The sequence below is a fragment of the Cellulosimicrobium cellulans genome (genome assembly GCF_016907755.1).
GTDB classification, from domain to species: Bacteria; Actinomycetota; Actinomycetes; order Actinomycetales; family Cellulomonadaceae; genus Cellulosimicrobium; species Cellulosimicrobium cellulans_D.
On record NZ_JAFBCN010000001.1, the window covers coordinates 558,116 to 576,437 of the forward strand.

Annotated in this window: 13 protein-coding genes; 3 read left to right on the forward strand and 10 right to left on the reverse strand. The window is 74.3% G+C overall.

All coding sequences use genetic code 11. From position 1 onward, the window contains the following. Positions 1-26: 26 nt before the first annotated feature. Positions 27-1,160, reverse strand: a complete 1,134-nt coding sequence (locus JOE63_RS02430; RefSeq protein ID WP_204538844.1) for a TIGR03364 family FAD-dependent oxidoreductase — start codon at positions 1,158-1,160, stop codon at positions 27-29. A gap of 63 nt (positions 1,161-1,223) precedes the next feature. On the opposite strand from JOE63_RS02430, the gene JOE63_RS02435 reads away from it, so the two are divergent. Further along, positions 1,224-1,931, forward strand: a complete 708-nt coding sequence (locus JOE63_RS02435; protein WP_047234184.1) for a GntR family transcriptional regulator — start codon at positions 1,224-1,226, stop codon at positions 1,929-1,931. Between the two features lie 8 nt (positions 1,932-1,939). Here the strand turns inward: JOE63_RS02435 and JOE63_RS02440 are convergent, their stop codons facing one another. From JOE63_RS02440 to JOE63_RS02455, 4 genes are read right to left on the reverse strand one after another with little or no spacing between them, the layout of a single operon-like run. Further along, positions 1,940-2,995, reverse strand: a complete 1,056-nt coding sequence (locus tag JOE63_RS02440) for a zinc-binding dehydrogenase (protein ID WP_087470582.1) — start codon at positions 2,993-2,995, stop codon at positions 1,940-1,942. Beyond that, positions 2,971-4,599: a phosphonate ABC transporter, permease protein PhnE gene (gene phnE, locus JOE63_RS02445; RefSeq protein ID WP_204538847.1), complete on the reverse strand. Its 1,629-nt coding sequence runs from the start codon at positions 4,597-4,599 to the stop codon at positions 2,971-2,973. The genes JOE63_RS02440 and phnE overlap by 25 nt, the downstream gene beginning before the upstream one ends. Continuing rightward, on the reverse strand, positions 4,596-5,459 hold the full coding sequence (phnC, locus tag JOE63_RS02450) for a phosphonate ABC transporter ATP-binding protein (RefSeq protein WP_307839901.1): 864 nt from the start codon (positions 5,457-5,459) through the stop codon (positions 4,596-4,598). Before phnC ends, phnE begins: the two co-directional genes overlap by 4 nt. A 2-nt stretch (positions 5,460-5,461) precedes the next feature. Next, positions 5,462-6,442, reverse strand: a complete 981-nt coding sequence (locus JOE63_RS02455; protein WP_087470584.1) for a phosphate/phosphite/phosphonate ABC transporter substrate-binding protein — start codon at positions 6,440-6,442, stop codon at positions 5,462-5,464. A gap of 151 nt (positions 6,443-6,593) precedes the next feature. Here JOE63_RS02455 and JOE63_RS02460 point away from each other — a divergent pair, with 151 nt between their 5' ends. After that, a complete protein-coding gene (locus JOE63_RS02460) occupies positions 6,594-7,964 on the forward strand; it encodes an alpha-D-ribose 1-methylphosphonate 5-triphosphate diphosphatase (RefSeq protein WP_204538849.1) in 1,371 nt (456 codons plus the stop codon). Here the strand turns inward: JOE63_RS02460 and JOE63_RS02465 are convergent. From JOE63_RS02465 to JOE63_RS02475, 3 genes are all read right to left on the reverse strand, one after another. Then, complete coding sequence (locus tag JOE63_RS02465) at positions 7,904-9,121, reverse strand: substrate-binding domain-containing protein (protein ID WP_204538852.1); 1,218 nt, start codon at positions 9,119-9,121, stop codon at positions 7,904-7,906. The two genes, JOE63_RS02460 and JOE63_RS02465, sit on opposite strands and share 61 nt — an antisense overlap. A gap of 193 nt (positions 9,122-9,314) precedes the next feature. Continuing rightward, positions 9,315-9,908 (reverse strand): TetR/AcrR family transcriptional regulator, encoded by a 594-nt coding sequence (locus JOE63_RS02470; protein WP_052877837.1) that lies wholly within the window; start codon positions 9,906-9,908, stop codon positions 9,315-9,317. An 83-nt stretch (positions 9,909-9,991) separates the two neighbouring features. After that, positions 9,992-10,894: a sugar phosphate isomerase/epimerase family protein gene (locus JOE63_RS02475; RefSeq protein WP_204538855.1), complete on the reverse strand. Its 903-nt coding sequence runs from the start codon at positions 10,892-10,894 to the stop codon at positions 9,992-9,994. A 255-nt stretch (positions 10,895-11,149) separates the two neighbouring features. On the opposite strand from JOE63_RS02475, the gene JOE63_RS02480 reads away from it, so the two are divergent. Continuing rightward, complete coding sequence (locus JOE63_RS02480; RefSeq protein WP_204538858.1) at positions 11,150-15,031, forward strand: ThuA domain-containing protein; 3,882 nt, start codon at positions 11,150-11,152, stop codon at positions 15,029-15,031. A gap of 66 nt (positions 15,032-15,097) precedes the next feature. Here the strand turns inward: JOE63_RS02480 and JOE63_RS02485 are convergent, their stop codons facing one another. Then, the gene (locus JOE63_RS02485) at positions 15,098-17,668 is read right to left on the reverse strand and encodes an alkaline phosphatase family protein (protein WP_204538861.1); all 2,571 of its coding nucleotides are present in this window, start codon (positions 17,666-17,668) and stop codon (positions 15,098-15,100) included. A gap of 149 nt (positions 17,669-17,817) precedes the next feature. Then, positions 17,818-18,069 (reverse strand): hypothetical protein, encoded by a 252-nt coding sequence (locus JOE63_RS02490; RefSeq protein ID WP_204538864.1) that lies wholly within the window; start codon positions 18,067-18,069, stop codon positions 17,818-17,820. Positions 18,070-18,322 lie beyond the last annotated feature (253 nt).

The window sequence follows — 18,322 nt, forward strand, 5'->3', positions numbered from 1 at the left end:
CAAGGGGCGGCGGAGGGCGCGCGCCGTCAGGAGAGGTCGGGGAGCCCCGCGCGGTCCAGCGCGTCGGCGGCGAGCCCCAGGCCCGTCGTCATGCCGATGCCGGTCGTCACCGTCGCGACGTGGACGCCGGGCTCGGGCTCGGCCAGGAGGAGCTCGCGGTCGGGCGCCGAGGCGTACGTGCCCTGCCAGCGCTCGACGACGGCGAGGTCGTCGCGGCCGAACAGGTCGCGGGCGAGGCGCAGCAGCACCTCGAAGCCGGTCTCGTCCTGGAAGACGGGCGCGTCGTCGCCGCGCGCGTGCGTGTCCCCGAGGAGGAGCGTCCCGTCGGCCTGTGGCGTCGCCATGAGGTTGACGTCCCACCGGGCCGCCTCCGGGTCGGCCGCCGCGAGCTCCGCGGCGACGTCCGGCGCGGAGGGGCACGCGGCGAGCGCCGCGTAGCGCACGGTCGACCAGCCGGTGAGCAGCGGGGTGCGGAGCCCGAGCGGCGACCCGGGCCGGACCCGGAGCATGTGGAGCCGGCAGCGACGCAGCCCCACGGACGCGGCGACGTCGGGCAGGAGGCGGTCGAGGTCGTGGTGCGCGGCCACGACGACCACGTCCGCGTCGAGCGGCCCGCGCGTCGTCTCGACCCGCCCGGTCCGCACGGCGCGGGCGGCCGTGCGCCACCGGAACGTCACGCCCTGCGACGCCAGCCAGGCCGCGAGCGCCGGCGCGGCCGCGCGCGGGTCCACCTGGAGGTCGAGCGGCAGGTGCGCCGCGCCGACGACGTCCGCCGTCCGGACGGGGAGCGCGGCCCGGGCCTCGTCGGCCCCGAGCAGGCGCACCTCGTCCGCACCGCGCTCGTCCGCGAGCTCGGCGAGCAGCCGCAGCTCGCCCGCCGTCCGGGCGACGACGTGCGTGCCCGTGGGGGCGACGGCGAACCCGGCCGCGGCTCCGAGCGCGAGCCAGCGCTCGCGGGCGGCGAGCGCATACGCGCGCGCCCGGCCGGCCTGCGCCGTCGTGCACACGTGGCCGAAGTTCTGCACCGAGGAGCCGACGACGGCGGACGCCTGCTCGACGACGGTCACGCGGTGGCCGCGCCGGTGCGCCTCGGCGGCGGCGCCGAGGCCGACGACGCCGGCCCCGACGACGACGACGTGGGCGGGGGTGGAGCGGGGCATGGGGGTCCTTCCGTCAGGGGTCGAGTTCACCGGGGGTCCACCTGCGGGCGGTACGGTCCGCCCGTGACGAGGTCGACCGAGATCGTGCGCGTGCTCGCCGAGGAGCTCGCGCGGCTCCCGCCCGGGACGCGCGTGGCGTCCGAGGCGGAGGTGGGGCAGCGGTTCGGCGTCGGGCGGGCCGCGGCGCGCGCGGCGCTCGCCGAGCTCGAGCGCCGCATGCTCGTGAGCCGTATCCAGGGCCAGGGCACGTTCACCCGGCGCCGGGTCGACTACCTGGTGGCTCCGGGCCGCGCGCCGTCGTGGAGCCGGACGCTGCGGGCCGTGGGCGCGGAGCCGCGCGCCGTCGTGCTCGCCTGCGACGAGGTGCCGCTGCCCGACGACGTCGCGGCGGCCCTGGAGACCGCGCCCGGCACGGCGGGATTTCGCCTCGTGCGCCGGTCGTTCATCGACGGCATGCCCGCGGCGTGGGGCGTCGAGTGGCTGGCCGCCGCGCTCGTGCCCGAGCTGCCGGCGGCGCTGCGGCACGAGGAGTCGCTCGACACGATCCTGCGCCAGTCCGCGCGCGCGGTGCCGGAGCGGGCCTGGACGCGGGCGAGCATGGAGTCGGCTCCCGACGACGCGAGCGCGGGTCTCGGCTGCCGCCCCGGCGACCCGGCGTGGCTCATCGCGAGCCTCGCGCGCGACGGCGTCGGCGGTCGCCCGCTGCTGTCCACGGAGCGGTGGGTGCGCGCCGACGCGGTCCGCGTCGTGCTGGAGCTCGGCGAGGCCTGACTCGTCCGTCACGGGCGCACCGCGACGCGGGGCGCCGTGCCGGGGGGCCCGGCGAGCACGTCGCCCAGGGCGTCGAGGGGGACGGGGGCCGACACGAGCTCGCGCCACGGGACGGCGTCGCGCGTGCGGTCGAGCAGGTCGAGCGCCGCGCCCAGGTGCCGCGGCTCGTAGTTGTGGACGCCGGTGACGGTGAGCCAGCCCCGCACGACGCGCTCCGGGTCGAGCGCGACCGTGGGCGCGGGCGCCACCGACCCCGCGAGCACGAGCCGGCCGCCGACGTCGAGCACGTCGAGGCAGCGCGCGACGGCGGGGCTCGCCCCGGAGAGCTCGATCGCGACGTCGACGAGGCCGACGGGCTCGTCGACGGCGCGCGCGGAGGTCGCGCCGAACCGGAGCGCGAGCCCGCGCCGCGCGGGGTCGGGGTCGGTCACGACGACCTCGGCCGCGCCGGCGTCGCGCGCGGCGGCGACGGCCGTGATGCCGAGCATCCCGGCGCCGCTCACGAGCACCCGACGGCCGCCGAGCGGGCCGGCGGCCTCGACGACCGCCATCACGGTCGCGGTCGCGCACGCCGCGGGCGCCGCGAGCTCGTCGGGCAGCCGGGCGGGCACCCGGGCGAGGGTCGCCCCGGCGGGCAGCACGAGGTGGCGGGCGTACGTGCCGCTCAGCGCCCACTCGGACTCGAAGGACTCGTGCCCGACCTTGCGGACGGCGCGGCACTTCGCGGTCCGTCCGGCGACGCAACGGTCGCACGCGCCGCACGCGACGGCGACGCCGGGGACCACGCGGTCGCCCGGGGCGAGCCGGTGCCCGTCCACGGCACGCGCGCCGTCGGGCCCGAGGGCCACGACCTCGCCCACGGCCTCGTGGCCGAGGACGGAGGGGGCGGGGGAGCGCCGTCGTCCGGTCACGGTGTGCCGGTCGCTGCCGCACACGGTCGCGAGCCGGACCCGGACGAGGACCTCGCCCGGTTTGAGGTCGGGCAGGGGGACCTCGGCGAGCCGCACGGCGGTGCCTCCCTCCCAGAGCGCGACGGTGGTCAGGTCAGCTGTGCGCGGATCCATCCGGAGAGCCTCTCGATGACGAGGACGACGAGGAACACGAGGAGGACGATCCCGCCGGCCACCTCGAAGTGGAGCGTGCGGACCGCCTCGAAGAGGAGGAACCCGACGCCGCCCGCGCCCACGATCCCGAGGATCGTCGAGGTGCGGATGTTGACGTCGAGCAGGTACAGGCCCGAGCCGACGATCGACGGCATCCCCTGGGGCAGCACGGCGGAGAAGAGGACCTTCCACCACCCGCCGCCGACGGACCGGACGGCCTCCGCGGCGCCGGGCGGGATCTCCTCGACCGCGTCGGCGACGAGCTTGCCGAGGAACCCGATCGAGCCGATGCCCAGCGCCATCGCGCCCGCGACGGGACCGAGGCCCACGGCGGCGACGAAGACGACGGCGAGGATGAGCTCGGGGATCGCTCGGACGACGAGGATCGTCGTGCGGGCGGCCGCGTAGACGACGGGGTGCGGGGCCACGGTGCGCGCGGCGAGCAGACCCAGGGGCAGGGACAGCACGACCCCGATGCCCGTCGCGACGAGCCCGATCGCGAGCGTCTGGAGCATCGCCTCCCACAGCGCGGGACCGAGCGAGGTGAGGTCGGGCGGGAACGTGCGGCCGGCGACCTCGAGCAGGCTGGGGACCGACGTGACGATCTCGAGCGGGTCGATGCCGAGGCGGGCGAAGGCGACGACGACGAGCGCCGCCGCGGCCCCTCCCGAGATCCACCGCACCGCGCGGTCGCGGCGGAACCGTGGCCTCCGCGGCGCGAGCAGCGTCCGCCGGACCGCGACCGCCAGCACCTCCATGACGGCGATCAGCACCAGGACGACGGCGACGATCCCGAGCGCCTTGGGGTACACCAGGCCGCGCAGGGCGTCCTGGAGGGCGAACCCGATCCCGCCCGCGCCGACGAACCCGAGCACCACCGACGTCCGTAGGTTGATGTCGACGCGGTAGACGAACGCCGACACCCACGCCGGCACCACCTGCGGCACGACGCCGTTCAGCAGCTCGCGCAGCCTCCCGACGCCCACGCTGCGCACGGCCTCGCGCGGCCCCGGGTCGGCGTCCTCGATCGCGTCCGCGAAGAGCTTGCCGAGCATCCCCACGGAGTGCAGCGCGAGCGCGAGGACCCCGGGCAGGACGCCGAGCCCGAGAGCCCGGACGAACAGCACGGCGAAGACGAGGTCGGGCACGGCACGGCAGAACGTGATGACCGCGCGCGCGACGGCCGCGACGGCGGGGTGCGGCGTCGTCGTGCGGGCGGCGAGGAACGCGAGCGGCACCGACAGGACCGTCGCGAGCACCGTGCCGAGGAACGCCATGAGGACCGTGTCCACGGCGAGCGTGGCGATCCGGGCGGGGTCGTCGACGCGCGGCGGCAGCATGCGCTCGACGAGGTTCGCGACGTCCTCGCCGCCCGCGACCAGCGTGGGCAGGTCGAGCCCGATGGACGAGGCCGCGACGAGCGTCGCGATCACCGCGCCCCCGGCCAGCCCGCGCAGCACGAGCTGGCGGTGCGTGGCGCGCGGGCGCGCGGGGAGGCGCGGGGCGGTCGGCGGGGCGGGCGCCTCCCGGACCGCGCGCGTCGCCTCCGGTGCCGGCGCGCTCACGCCGGCACCCGCGCGCGGGAGCGCTGCGCGACGCCGCGGGCGAGGTCGGCGGCCGCGCCGGACCCGGCCGCGCCCTCGCTCGCGTCGGTGCCCGGCTCGACGCGCCGGTAGATGGCCAGCGCCTCGTCCCGCGTGAGGCCCGCGGCGGGACGGTCGAGGACCTTCTCCCCGTGGCGCAGCCCCACGAGGCGGTCCGCCCAGCCGAGCGCGAGGTCGACCTGGTGCAGCGTGCACACGACCGTCAGGCCCTCCTCGGCGCAGACTCGCACGAACAGGTCCATGACCGCGCCCGCGTTCTCCGGGTCGAGGGACGCGACCGGCTCGTCCGCGAGCACGAGCTGGGGGCGCTGCATGAGCGTGCGCGCGATCGCGACGCGCTGCTGCTGCCCGCCCGAGAGCGTGTCCGCGCGCTGGTACGCCTGGTCGGCGAGGCCGACGCGCTCGATGTGGGCGAGCGCCTCGGCGCGCATGTGGCGCGAGTACGTCGAGACGCCGTACCGCGGGCCGCGCACGCGGCCGAGCCCGCCGACGAGGACGTTCTCCAGGCACGTGAGGCGGCCGACGAGGTTGAACTGCTGGAACACGAAGCCCACCTCGGTGCGCAGCCGGCGCAGCTCGCGCGAGGACGCGTGCTCCACGCGCGTGCCCGCGACCGTCACCTCGCCCGCGGTCGGACGCTGGAGCCCGTTGAGGCAGCGCAGGAGCGTCGACTTGCCGGAGCCCGACAGGCCCAGCAGGACGAGCAGCTCGCCGCGCGCGACGTCGAGGTCGACGCCCGCCAGGGCCGTGGTCCCGTCGAACTCCTTGACGAGACCCCGCACCCGGACGAGCGGCTCCGCCGCCACCGGCGCGGCGGGCACGGTCAGCCCTCGCACTTGTCCGACTTCGTGAGCGTGCAGACCTCGCGCGTGCCGTCGTAGTCCGCGTCCTCCGCGGGCGCGAAGCCCCACGCGTCCTCGTCCGTCAGCAGGCACTCGCCGTCGCAGAAGCCCTGCGAGAGCAGGTACTCCGAGTTGGCCTTCTCCGTGAGGAGGGTCGTGAGCGTGGCGATGTTCTCCGCACCGAGCGCGTCGTTGCCGACGAACAGCGAGCCCGAGATCTTGGGAGACCGCCAGACCTCCTTGAGGTCGCCGTCGGCGAGGTCGCCCGCGGCGGGCAGCGTGTCCTCCACCATCGACTGCATCGCGAAGCCCGCCTCGCAGTCGCCCGCGGCGACGGCGAGCGCCGACGCGTCGTGCCCGCCCGCGAACACCGGCTGCACGCCCGCGGCGAGGTCCTTCTCGGTGCCCGACGTGATGACGCCCGCGTCGATGAGGCCCGAGCTCGGGTAGAGGAAACCGGACGTGGAGCCCGGGTCGACGAAGCACACGCTGCGGCCGGCGAAGTCCTCGAGCCCGTCGATCTCGGCGTTGTCGCCCTGCGTGATGCCGAGCGAGTAGTAGCCGGGCTCGGCGCCCTTCTCCTCGATCACCGCGCCGAGCGGCGTGATCGCCGCGTCGTTGTGCGTCGCGATGACGTACGCGAACGAGCCGAGGAACGCGAGGTCGACCTTGTCCGCGATGAGGCCCTCGATGACGCCCGCGTAGTCCGACGCCTGGCTCACCTCGACCGTCGCGCCCGTCTCCGCCTCCAGCATCGCGATGATCGGCTCGTACCCGGCGGCGAGGTCGGTCGAGTTCTCCGCCGGGATGGCGCCGAGGCGCAGGACCTTCGGGAAGCCGCTCTCGGTGGTGCCGGTCGCGGACGCGTCGGCGGCCTCGCTCGACCCGCCGCACGCGGACAGGGCGAGCGCCGCGACGCCCGCCAGGGCCACGGCGGCGAAGGAGGTGGTGGTGGTCTTCATGTCGACTCCGGGGGTGTGACGTCCGAGGCGGCACCGGGGCCGGCGCCGACTGGAGTCTGGGAGGCGCGGACGAACCGACGGCCCTGCGCGGGTGAACCGCCGGTGAACTGTCGTTCACCGTCTCGCCAGGTCGTCCGGACAACATGCGCCCATGTCCCCGACCACCAGCGTCCCCGGCAGCGGGGTGCTCCCCGCCCGGAACCCCGGGCACGGTGCCCGCGACCTCGTCGACGCCCCGGCCGACTACGTCCTCGGCGGCGTGACCGCCGTCCTCCCGGACGCCGTCGTCGACGACGCGCGCGTCGTCGTGCGCTCCGGCCGCGTCGTCGAGGTCGGCCCCGCCCCGCGCGGCGCACGCCCCGACCTCCACGGCGGCGGCGCCCTGCTCCTGCCCGGCCTCGTCGACGTGCACACCGACGTCCTCGGCCACGAGGTGCGCCCCCGGCCGGGCGCCCGGCTGCCCGTCCCGCTCGCGGTGCGCACCGCGACCGCGCGGCTCGCCGCCGGGGGCGTCCTCACCGCCTTCCACGGGGTCGCCTACGGGGAGCGGACGCCCGTCGGGCTGCCCGCGGGCGAGCCGGAGCCGCGCGAGATGCTCGCGGCGCTCGCGGACGACGCGGCCCGCGTCGACGGCGCCCGCGCGCTGCACCGGCTCGACGTGCGGTGCCCGGCCGCGGTGGACGAGCTGCGCGCGGTCCTCGACGAGGCGGCGTCCGGGCCGGAGCGCGACGGGGCGGGCGCGGTGCCGCTCGTCTCGCACGAGGACCACACCCCCGGCATCGGGCAGTACGCGCGGCCGGCGACGATGGAGCGGTGGCTCGTCGAGCGCGCCGGCATGTCGGCGGACGCCGCGCACGACCACGTGGCGCGGTGGCGCACGGACCGCGAGGCGCGCGCCGACGTCGGGGCGGCGACGCTGGACTGGCTCGGTGGTCTCGCCCGGGCCGGGCGGGTGCGGCTCGCCGGGCACGACCCGGAGACGACGGCCGACGTCGAGGCCCTCGTCGCGCGGGGCGGCGCGGTCGCGGAGTTCCCGACGACGGTCGAGGCGGCGCGCGCGGCGCGGGCCGCCGGGCTCGTGGTGGTCGCCGGAGCCCCGAACGCGGTGCGCGGCGGGTCGCACGCGGCGAACGTCTCGGCGCGCGAGCTCGTCGCGCTCGGGCTGGTCGACGCGCTCGCGTCCGACTACGTGCCGTCCGCGATGCTCGCCGCCGTCGACGTGCTCGTGCGCGAGGGGCTGGCCTCGCTCCCGTCGGCGGTCGCGCTCGTCACCTCCGGCCCCGCGCGCGCGGCCGGTCTCACCGACCGCGGTGCGCTCGTCCCCGGGGCGCGGGCCGACCTCGTCCTGGTCCGGTCGCGCGGTGGCTGGTCGTCGGTCGCGGCGACGCTGCGCGCGGCGTCGGGCCCCGGTTCCCCAGGACCCGACGCCGCTCCGTCAGCGACCGGTCGGCGGACGACGGGTCAGCGGTCGGTCCATGCCTCCGGGAAGCCCGGCAGGTCCTCGCCGCCGAACTTCGCGTAGTGCAGCGACGGCATGTCCTTGTTCGCCTCGAGGTACGCGTCCAGCTCCTCGGCCTCGATCGGCGACTGCGGCAGGACCCACTCCGAGGGCACCTGCTCGCCGGCCCAGATCATCTGCGCCGCGAGGATCGGGGTGCGCCACTGGAAGTTCGAGTACACCGGGGCGATCGCGGTGAGGTCGGAGTCCTTCCAGGTGCGCAGGAAGCTCATCTCGTCCTCGCCGACCATGACGGGGTAGGGCTTGCCGGCGTCCTCGAACGCCTCGACCGCCGCGACGGCACCGTCGCCCGCGTCCATCCAGATGCCGTCCACGTCCCCGCGCTGCAGGTACTGCGTGACGATGTCCTTGATCTTCGCGCCGTCACCACCGGTGAACTCCGTGCCCACGACCTCGAGCTCGGACTCCGAGAAGATCTTGTCGGCCGCGGCCCAGCGGTTCTCCAGCACGTCCACGCCTGGTGCCACGCGGAGACCGAGGACGGTGGACCCGGGCTCGAGGTTCTCGACGAGGAAGTCCGCGCCCGCCGCACCGTAGGCGTAGCCCCCGATCGGGTGGATGAAGGTGACCATGCAGTCGGTGTTCACGCCGCGGTCGAACACGATGACGGGCGTGCCCGACTCGCACGCGGCCTCGACCGCGGGCGTCAGGGTCGCCGTCGTGGACGGGGAGATGACGATCGCGTCGCAGTCGCCGGCGTTGACGAAGGCCTGGATGTCGGAGATCTGCTTGTTGTCGTCGTCCGCCGCGTCCGAGACGCGGAACTCGCCGATGACGCCCTCGGACTTCAGCACGTCGACCTGCTGCTGCATCGTGATCCAGCCCGTCACGCGCCACGGGTTGGACACCGACGCGTTCGAGAAGCACAGCGTGTTGCCGCCCTCCGCGTTCGCGTACTCGGCCGTGTCCACGTACTCGGGCTCGATCGCCTGCAGCCACGGCTGGTCCGCCGGGCCCTCGGGCACGACCTCGCGCTGGGCGAGCTGACGGTCGTAGTCCGCCTGGACGAACCACTCGGAGCCGGCACCGCCGGTGTCCGTGCTCTCCGACGGCGCCGGGTCGGTCTCGGATCCGGCCGTCGGCGAGTCGGTGGTGCACGCGGCGAGGAGGAGGAGCGCGCTGAACGCTGCTCCGGTGGTGAGGAGTCGGGGGTTCTTCATGAGGTGGTTCTCCTAGGTGAGACGTCGTCGTCCCGCCGGAGGCGGGTGGGGCGCGCGGCCGGAGGACCGCGCGACGAGGAGACCCGCGGCCCGATCGGTCCGGGCGGGGTCAGCGGTGCGTCCGCGGGAGCGGAGCGGCAGGGTGTGCGCGGGGGCGCGGGTGGGGCGAGAGGAGGTGCTGCGGGGCGCGGGGTCAGCGACCGAGGAGCGACATGAGCTGCCGACGGATGCGCGTCTCGCTCTCGCTCGTGCCGGACAGCGGGCGGAACAGCGCGGTCTGCTTGATGCCCTCCATGGCGGAGAACATCAGCTCGACGGCCCCGTCGACGTCGTCGAGGTCGATCTCACCGGCACCGACGGCGCGGTGCACCAGACCGAGGAAGTACCGCTCGGCCTCGTCGAGGAACCCTGCCCAGCTCGCGCGGACGTCGGTGTCGTAGAGGGCCTGCGCGACGATCTCCGTGGTGAACACCCGGTTCTCGTCGTCCAGGAGGCAGTCCCGGACCGAATAGGCGACGGCGGCCTCGACGGCCGCGAGCCTGCTCGGCGCACCCTCCGTGGCACTCGCCATGTTGTCGCGCCACCGCCGGTAGTAGACGGCGCACGCGGCGAGGACGACCTCCTTCTTGGAGGAGTAGTGCCAGTAGAGGCTGCCCTTGGTGACACCCGCCTCCGCAGCGATCGCGTCCATGTTCACGCCGACGATCCCGCGCGTCGAGAACAGGCGGAACGCCGCGAGGGCGAGCTCGTCGCTCCGTGCGGCCGTAGCGGTGGTCGTCTCGGTCACGACCCCAGGCTACCGCGCCGGCCCGTACTCCGCGGTACGGAGCAGTGCGTGGCGCGGAGGGCGAGCCGGCGCCCGGAGCGGCCTCACGCGGCGCGGGGCAGCAGCGGCGTGCGCTCGGTGAACCCCGCGGCGGCCACCTCCTTCCGCAGCCACGCCAGCGAGTCGGCGAGCATGGGGCCGCCCTGCCCCTCGCACTCGATGCTCAGCACGCCGTCGAACGCACGGTCGCTCAGCAACCGCAGGATCGCGCTGATGTTCTCGGCGTTGACGCCGTCGCCCGCGGCGACGTGGCTCAGGGCGATCCCGGTGGCCCCTCCGCGGACCGACTCGGCCAGCGAGGGCGACACGTCCTTGACGTGGACGTGGTCGATCTTGTCGAGGAAGCGCGTGGCGAACTCGACCGGGTCGTTGCCCGCGATGAACGTGTTGCCGGTGTCGAGGTTCAGGCGGAGCCACGGCGTGTCCCCGCAGTAGTCGAGCATCTCCTCGAGCCAGTCGGGGCGGGTCGTGAAGTAGCCGTGCACCTCGATGTTCACCACCACCTCGTGCGCCTCCGCGACCCGCACGATCTCCTGGTAGCTGCGCTTCATGAGGTCCAGCGCCTCGCGGTCCTCCAGTCCCTCCGGCTTGTGCAGGCCGTCGGTCGTCGCCACGCGGGGCGACCCGGCGAGGGCGGCCCAGGCGATGGCCTTCTGCACGTAGGGGACGCCGACGCTCATGCCGTCGCGTCCGGAGAGCGGGTAGGCCGCGTCGATCTGCGAGAACTGGACGCCGTACGTCTCCATCTTCCGCCGCAGGAGCGCGGGGTCCTCGAGCAGGGAGACGTGCGGGAAGTACCCGAGGCCGTGGATCCAGCACGCCCCCTCGATCACTCCCGGCTCGATGTAGTGCACGTCGTTCTCCTGCGCCCAGGCGAGGGCCTCCTCGAAGGACTTGTGCGTGGAGTTGAAGGCATCGGTGTGAAAGCCGATCCCGATCTCTGCCATGGAAGAACTCCCTTGTTCCAGCGCCCCGGGCCGTACCAACGGGTCGGGGGCGTGATTCCGCGTGTGTGTTGTCGTGCCAGCCTTCTGACGAGATCACCATACTGACCAGTATTGCGATGTGTCGTCGCCGACAGTAGCATCCTCGGCAGGTTCTGACGACAGGCAGACGAAAGTTGCCACCTGATCGACGGGCCCCCTGACTCACACGCAACGGTGCGACACGAAGGAGCAGGCATGAGGATGCGAAGAAGAGGCGTGGCGGCCGTCGCCGGTCTCGCCATCACCACGGGGCTGGTCGCGGGGGCGGGGCTCACCGCCCAGGCCCACCCCGGCCACGAGCACGCGGAGGGGCCCGAGTTCCGGGCGCTGATCTTCTCCGAGACCGCGGGGTTCGTCCACGACTCGGTGCCCGAGGCGCGAGCGATGTGGGACGAGCTCGCCGCGGCGCACGGCTTCGAGGCGGTCCAGGCGACGGACTCCTCGGCGTTCACCGACGAGGGTCTGGCCGACTTCGACGTCGTCGTGCTCGCCAACGCGTCGGGCGACGTCTGGAACACGGCGGAGGAGGGCGCGTTCGAGCGCTACGTCCGGGGCGGCGGAGGCGTCGTCGCGATGCACAACCCGCTCGACATGGAGCAGGGCAACGCGTTCTACCGCAACCTCATCGGTACGGAGTTCACCGCGCACTCCGCCGCGGGCACGCCGGGCGAGCTCACGGTCGTGGACCACGAGCACCCCTCGACGGCCGAGCTCCCGGACCGCCTGCAGCGGGACGAGGAGTGGTACGGGTTCACCAGGTCGGTACGCGGCGACAAGCACGTCCTCGCCCAGCTCGACCCGACCTCGGTCCCGGCCTCGACGCCCGGCCGGATGACGGACCACCCGGTCACGTGGTGCTCCGCCTACGAGGGCGGTCGCACGTGGATCACGTCGATCGGGCACGCGAAGTCCGCGTACGCGGAGCCCGCGGTGCGCGCCCACGCGCTGGGCGGTGCGCGCTACGCGGCCGGTGTGGCGGAGGGCGACTGCAGCGCGACCGACTGGAGCAACTACGACAAGGTCGCGCTCGACACGAACACGTCGGCCCCGTGGGGCATCGCGATCGCCGACGACGGCCGGGTGTTCTTCACGGAGCTCGTGCGCGGGCAGGTGCGCGTCTACGACCCCGAGCAGCGCTCGACCGTGACGGCAGCGACCCTCCCGGTCTACGGCGGGGGCGAGAACGGACTCCTCGGCCTGGCGCTCGACCCCGAGTTCGCCACGAACCAGTGGGTCTACGTCTACTACTCGCCGGCTGACACCCCGGCACCGGACGGCTTCAACCGGCTCTCCCGGTTCACCATGGACGGCAACTCGATGGACCTCTCGACCGAGAAGGTCATGCTCGAGGTCCCCGCGACCCGCGCGGCCGACCCGAACGACATCGGCCACACCGGTGGGACGCTGCGCTTCGACGCCGAGGGCAACCTCTGGCTCTCCGTCGGCGACGACGTCAACCCGTTCCAGTCGTCGGGGTACACCCCGATCGACGAGCGACCCGGTCGCCAGCACTTCGACGCGCAGGGCACGTCGGCCAACACCAACGACCTGCGCGGCAAGCTCCTGCGCATCACCCCGGAGCCCGACGGCACGTACTCCGTCCCCGAGGGCAACATGTTCCCGGAGGCGGAGGACGGCGCCGACAAGACCCGACCCGAGATCTACGCGATGGGCTTCCGCAACCCGTTCCGCTTCAGCGTCGAGCCCGACGGCACGGTCTTCCTCGCCGACTACGGCCCGGACGCGGGCAGCCCGAACCCGAACCGCGGGCCGGCGGGCTACGTCGAGTGGCAGGTCATCGACGCGCCGGGCAACTACGGCTGGCCCTACTGCCACGCGAACGACCTCGCGTACAACGACTTCGACTTCGCAACGAGCACGTCGGGGCCGACGTTCGACTGCGCGAACCCGGTGAACGACTCGCCCAACAACACGGGACTGACCGAGCTGCCCGCGTCGGTCTCGCCCGACGTGTACTACTCCTACGGCGCGTCGCCGGAGTTCCCTCAGCTCGGCTCTGGTGGCGGCGCCCCGATGGCGGGCCCCGCGTACCACTACGACCCGGACCTCGAGTCGGACCGCAAGTGGCCCGAGTACTTCGACGGCACGCCGCTCTTCTTCGAGTGGGCGCGCAACTTCGTCGCGGAGCTCCCCCTCGACGCGGACGGTGAGCTGCTGGCGATCAACCCGATCCTCACCAACAACACCTACCTCGCGCCGCTCGACCTCCAGTTCGGTCCCGACGGTGCGCTCTACCTGCTCGAGTGGGGCGGGGGCTTCGGGCGCGACAACCCGAACTCGGGGCTCTACCGCATCGACTACTCCGACACGGGCAAGGCGCCGACGGCGGTCGCGACGGCGGACGTCACGTCCGGCACGGCCCCGCTCGAGGTCGCGTTCTCGAGCGACGGCAGCGTCGACGGGGACGGGGACGAGATCTCCTTCGTGTGGGAGTTCGGCGACGGCGAGACCTCGACGGAGCCGAACCCGACCCACACGTACACGGCGAACGGCAACTACGAGGCGCGCCTGACCGTGACCGAGGACACCGAGCACGCGAAGACGGGCACGGCGACCGTGTCCGTGGTGGTCGGCAACACCGCGCCGACGGTCGAGATCACCTCGCCGCCGAACGGGGCGTTCTTCGGGTGGAACGACGTCATCCCGTGGTCGGTCGAGGTCTCCGACCCCGAGGACGGCGCGATCGACTGCGCCGACCTGTCGGTGCAGCCGGCGCTCGGGCACGACGACCACGCCCACCCGACCTCGCCCGTGCACGCGTGCGAGGGCGAGGCGACCACCCTGCTCGACGAGGGGCACGCCGAGGCCGACGCGTTCTGGGTGATCGACGCCCGCTACACGGACAAGGGCGGGGTCGACGGCGCCCAGCCGATCACCTCGAGCGACACCCACGTCTACCGCGCCAAGCGGTTCCAGGCGCACTACTACGACGCCCAGGACGGCGTCGCCGTGGAGAACAACGCCGCCGCGGAGAACGGTCAGTACGTGGGGGCGATCCAGGACGGCGACTGGGTGCGCTACGACGACATGAACTTCCAGGGCATCGACGCGGTGCGCTACCGCGTGTCGGCCGGCCCGGAGGGCGGCGGCACGATCGAGATGCGGATCGGCGCGCCGGACGGCGAGCTCGTGTCGCAGACCAAGGTCGACAGCACGGGCGGGTGGTTCACGTTCGCCGAGACCGCCCCGGCACCGGTCACGGCTCCCGCGGGCACGCATGACGTCTACCTGGTGTTCCGCTCCGACGCCGGGGTGAACTGGTCGATGACGCTCGACGTGTTCGAGGCCGTCGGCGCGGGCGTCGGCGTCCCGCCGGAGGGTGCGCCCCGGGTGGACCTGACGACGCGCGGCGACTGGATCGGTTCCTACGGCGACGCCGGATGGTCGATCCCGGGGGTCGACGAGAACCTTCCTGAGGGGGTGACGGTCGCCCCGGTCTCCGGGACCACGGCGTACACGTGGCAGCAGACCGCGACGAGCGGTGGGGCGCTGCAGCTTCCCCCGGACGGGGCCGCGCGTCGGGCGTCGACCTGGTTCGGGTCCAGCGCCGCGGTCGACGTCGGCCTGCCGGAGGGTCAGGTCTACGACCTCTCGGTCTACGTCTACAGCCATGACGGGTCACGCACCCAGGCGGTGCGCGTCCAGGACCCGGCCGGTGCGGTCCTCTACCCGGCGTACACCGTCTCCGACGCGGGGCAGGGCGCCTGGCTGACGTACCGCGTCGAGGGACCGGTCCGCGTCGTGGCGGACCGGGTGAGCGGACCCAACGCCGTGCTCGGGGGCGTCTTCCTCGACGCGGTCGAGGACGTCGAGCCGGCGGTCGAGGTCACGGTGCAGCCCCGTTGCCTCGCCGGCAAGGTGTACGTCGCCGTCCGGGCCGAGAACGTCTCGGACGACGTGCTCGACGTCGAGCTCGCGACGGACTTCGGGACGCGCGCCGTCGCGGGGGTGGAGCCGGGCGCGAGCGCCTACCAGTCGTTCGCCGCCCGCACGGCCGACCTCGTCGCCGGTGAGGCGACCGTCTCGGCGGCGGGCCGGGCCGTCGCGGTGGACTACCCGGCCCACACCTGCGGGTAGCGCCGCGCGTGGGGCGGGAGCGGGTGTCCGGCACCGCTCCCGCCCCGCGCGGCGGGGACCCGCCGGTCAGCAGGTGGTCGCCGCGTAGTCGGCGACCACATCCCTGCTCTCCGTGTCACCGGCACCGTCCCGGGCTGCCGTGACGGTGCCGGAGACGACGGCCTCGCCGGCCGGGACCGCCGTCGTGCGGCTCGCGAACGACTGGTACGCGCTCGCGCCCGGCGCGACGTCCTCGACGCGTCGGGTGCCGAACGGGGTGGCCAGCGTGACGTCCACCGGGACGTCGCCCGCGTTCACCGCCCGTACGGCGACGTAGACCTTGCCCGCGAGGCAGCGCGGCGCCGCCTGGACGGCGAGGTCGACCGCGGGGCCCTCGGGAGCGTCGGCCCGGACCTCGGGCGCGTCGACGGCCCAGTAGCCGTTGTTCCCGCCGTCGTGCAGGCGCCAGCCGATCCGCACCTGCCGCGCGCCCGACGCGGGGGCCGTCGTCGAGAGCGCGACCTCCTGGCTGGTCTCGAGCGCGGCGCCCTGGGCGGCGTCCCGGCTCCACAGCACCTGCTGCGTGCCGTCGTCGTACTCGGCGACGACGTCGGCGCGCTGCGGCTCGCCCGTGGCGACCTGGCGGTAGTGGTGCGTGAACGTGAGGTCCACCGCGCCGCCGGCGGCGACGTCCTGCCACGGCGACCAGAGCGTGGAGTCGAACCGCTTCCCCGCGCCCACGGGGTCTCCCTTGTCGTTCCACTCGTCGGGGTCGGCCACGGCGATCACGTCCCGGCCGCGGACGAACGAGCCGCGGCCCTGTCCCTCCTCGCTCGTGGTCCAGAACTCGCCGGTCATGAACGACCACCCGCGGTACTCGGTCACGCCGCCCTCGGTGCGCTCGTCGATCGTCCAGCCGGCGGGGGTCTCCTTGGTCCAGCCGGCGGTGTCCTGCGGCTTGGCCGGCTCGTCCACGACGCCCTGGAAGGACGGTGCGACGGCGTCGAACGGGTCGGTCGACGGCGTGCCGATCGGGACGCCGTCGAGCCCCCAGGCCGGGTCGATCGCCACGCCGAGGTGGCGCAGGATCGTCGGCACGACGTCGACCTGGCGCCACTCGCGCGGCGCGGTGCCCGTGACCGGGACGTCCCCTCCCGCGGCGAGGATCCAGATCTTGCGCGTGAGGTGCTGGTCGCCGCCGTGCCCGTAGCCGGTGAAGCCGTGGTCGGTGGAGGCGACGACCAGCCAGTCCTCCGCGGCGTACGTCTCGCGCGCCTCGACGGCCGCGACGAGCTCGCCGACCTGCCGGTCGAGCCGCTCGATCGTCGTCCTGTACTGCGGCGACTCGGCCGTGTACGCGTGCCCGGTCGCGTCGCCGTCGTGGAGGTAGACGACCATCGCGTCGGGGTCGCGCGTCGAGAGCACCTCGACGGCGTCGTCCACGCTCTGCTGGTCCGTCGCCGCCGCGGAGAGGCCGCGCTGCGTGATCTCCACGTCCGCGGACTGGATGAGGTGCTGGTTGACCGGGACCCAGTCGGCGGTCGAGAACGTGGAGAACCCGGGGTCCACCTGTTCCAGGCGGGTGAGGACGTCGGGGTACTCGTCGAAGTTCGGGTCGGTGAAGTTGTTGTCCGGCGAGCGGTGCTTGTCCACCCAGACGCCGGTGAGCAGGTTCGCGTGGCCGTGGCCGGAGACCGTCGGCCCCAGCAGGTTGTCCTGCAGGTAGGACACGCCGAGCTGGCCGCGCGCGGCGAGCGCGTCGAGGTTCGGGGTGTCGTACTCGCGCAGCTTGTCGAGCCGGACGCCGTCGAAGTCGATGAACAGGACCTTGCGGTCGCTGATCCCGTCCGGGACGTCCGCCGGGCCGAGCGGGGGCGGCGGCAGGGGCGACTCGGCGCCCGGCGGCGGGGTGTCGGTGACGGCGACGTCGTCGACGGCCCAGTACCAGTCGTTGGTCGCCTTCTCCACGACCCACGAGAGCCGCATGGTCGTCGCGCGGGCGGGGACCGCGACCGGCTGGGTGAGCGTGCGGTCCTGCAGGTACACCTGGTCGCCGAGCACGGCCGTCGAGTACTCGAACAGGCGCTGCGGGGCGGCGCCGTCGAACGACACCTCGAGCGCGGCGACCTGCGGCCCCGTCTGGCGGTAGCTCGAGTCGAAGCTCACGTGCACGGTCGAGCCCCCGGTCACGGCGATGCCCGGGGACGTGAGCGTGCTGGCGAAGAGCTGCTCGCCAGGCGAGTTGCCGTCGTCCCACTCGTCGTCGTCCGCGACGGCGAGCACGCCGGAGGCCTTGGTGAACTGCTCACGGCCCTGCCCGGTCTGCGCCGCCGCCCAGAACTCCGGGGTGGCGAAGGTCCAGCCGCGCCACTCGGCCTTGCCCTTGCCGGCCATGGACGGGTCGTTCGTGACGGTCCATCCCGTCGGGGCGTCGGGTGTCCAGCCGAGCAGGCCGGCCGGCACGTGCGTCTCGTCGACGCGCGGGCGCAGAGAGGGGGCCAGGGAGTCGAAGTCCTCGCGGGCGAGGACCGTGACCCCGGCCTCCTCCGTGCCCTGCGCGGGGTCGGGTTCCGTCCCGGCCGTGGCCGGGAGCGTCGGCAGGAGCATCGCCGCGAGACAGCTCGCGATCGCGATCGCAGCTCCGTTGCGTGGTCGCATGGTCGTCCTTTCGTCGGGTGACCGCCTGAGCGTTCCCGACGGCGTCGACGCACCGGAGGCGCGGCGAGGACGACCTGGTGAACGGCACACGTCGTCGCGCGGGGGTTGTGCGGACAACCCGCGAGCGCCTCACCGCGACGACGCGCGACTCACCACCCGGTGGCGCTGCGGCGGATGACGTCCCGACGCAGGTCCAGCAGCGCCGCGCGGGCGCGGCGGCGACGGTCGGCCGGGTCCACGGTGAGCTCGTCGCCGGGGTTCGCCCGACGCCGCGGCTCGTCACGGGAGCCGAGGTCCAGGGTCGCGCCGTGGTCGGCCGGGCGGCGCGCGGCCGCCGTCGTGGACGGCGCGGCGGAGGTCGTGGTCGACGGGGCGGAGAAGAGCGGGCGGTTGTCCGGCACGGTGGCCTCCTCGTACGCGGCCGCACGGGCGGTCGCGGATCGGGACGGATGCTGGTGCGCCGGGCTCGTGGCCCGGCGCACCCCCATCGTGCGACGGCGACGTTTCCCCCGGTCGTCCGAGGCGTTTCGGTCGTGTTGCAGCCGAACCTCCGTCCCATGGGACGGGATCACCCGCCCCGCCGAACACGTGGTTGCTGTCGTTCTCCGGCCCATGGCGACAGCAATCACGTTCTCGTGGGCGAGGAGGGCCGTG

Coding starts and splice junctions, on each gene's coding strand:
- JOE63_RS02430 (WP_204538844.1), bottom strand. CDS start 1,160: ATGCCCCGCTCCACCCCCGCCCACGTCGTCGTCGTCGGGGCCGGCGTC.
- JOE63_RS02440 (WP_087470582.1), bottom strand. CDS start 2,995: ATGGATCCGCGCACAGCTGACCTGACCACCGTCGCGCTCTGGGAGGGA.
- JOE63_RS02455 (WP_087470584.1), bottom strand. CDS start 6,442: ATGAAGACCACCACCACCTCCTTCGCCGCCGTGGCCCTGGCGGGCGTC.
- JOE63_RS02460 (WP_204538849.1), top strand. CDS start 6,594: ATGTCCCCGACCACCAGCGTCCCCGGCAGCGGGGTGCTCCCCGCCCGG.
- JOE63_RS02465 (WP_204538852.1), bottom strand. CDS start 9,121: ATGAAGAACCCCCGACTCCTCACCACCGGAGCAGCGTTCAGCGCGCTC.
- JOE63_RS02475 (WP_204538855.1), bottom strand. CDS start 10,894: ATGGCAGAGATCGGGATCGGCTTTCACACCGATGCCTTCAACTCCACG.
- JOE63_RS02485 (WP_204538861.1), bottom strand. CDS start 17,668: ATGCGACCACGCAACGGAGCTGCGATCGCGATCGCGAGCTGTCTCGCG.